Origin of the sequence: Paenibacillus allorhizosphaerae (genome assembly GCF_042659105.1) — a bacterium.
In the GTDB taxonomy this organism is placed as follows: Bacteria; Bacillota; Bacilli; order Paenibacillales; family NBRC-103111; genus Paenibacillus_G; species Paenibacillus_G allorhizosphaerae.
Genome location: NZ_JBHSRV010000075.1, coordinates 1 through 705, shown reverse-complemented (window position 1 = coordinate 705; position 705 = coordinate 1). Strand labels below are relative to the sequence as shown.

General features: G+C 50.9%; 2 protein-coding genes. Both read right to left on the bottom strand.

What is annotated here, in order from left to right; translation table 11 throughout:
* Window positions 1-46 precede the first annotated feature (46 nt).
* Window positions 47-424: a VOC family protein gene (locus ACFQI7_RS37850; protein WP_377518649.1), complete on the bottom strand. Its 378-nt coding sequence runs from the start codon at window positions 422-424 to the stop codon at window positions 47-49.
* Window positions 425-510: 86 nt separating this feature from the next.
* Window positions 511-705, bottom strand: a 195-nt coding sequence (locus ACFQI7_RS37845) for a helix-turn-helix domain-containing protein (protein WP_218103631.1), incomplete at its 5' end; no start/stop codon positions are given.

Here is a 705-nt window from a genome sequence, read left to right as displayed (position 1 = left end):
GTGCTTCCCATCTGCTTGTTGTTTAATGGCGCATTCCTTCTCTTCGCTACGCGACGAGACTGATTAAATTGTTATCGGGGTCCTTTATGATCGCATATCGCTCTCCCCACGGTGTATCTCGCGGCTCGAGGAAGCCGTCATACCCAAGCGTCGTCAACTGACGGTACACGTCGTCCAGCGCTTCGTTGCTGGAGAACTGAAAGGCGAACTCGGTCCGGTAGCCGACAGGATCTTCCCAGCCTTCAAAAACACTCTTTACCGATTCCACCATATCGAATGCAAACACAATTCCTTCTTGCTCCACGTCTACGTGATGCGCTTCGTCGGCGCCGTCCGGAATAGCCAGCCCCAGCACGCGATAAAAATCCAACGCCCTCTTCATCTCTTCTACGTAAATCGCGACTCGTTTCAACTTTACCGTCATGCTTTGCAGCTCCCCTCGCCTTGTTTGATTTTCACTCCCATTATAGTAATTGTCCCTCATTGCAAAATAGTAAAAAACGGACTTCCTCACTCCTGCTTGGTCAGCCGTTTGAGTGGAAGTCCGTAATATCGCTTAAAAACGCCAGCGAAGTGTGACTGATCGTAGTACCCGTGTTGAAGCGCCAAATCCGTCAAGCTGAAATAGTCTCCGCTGTACAATTCCTCAAGCACGCTTTGAAAGCGGACGATGCCGAGCATCTCCTTCGGGCTGAGGCCAAGCTC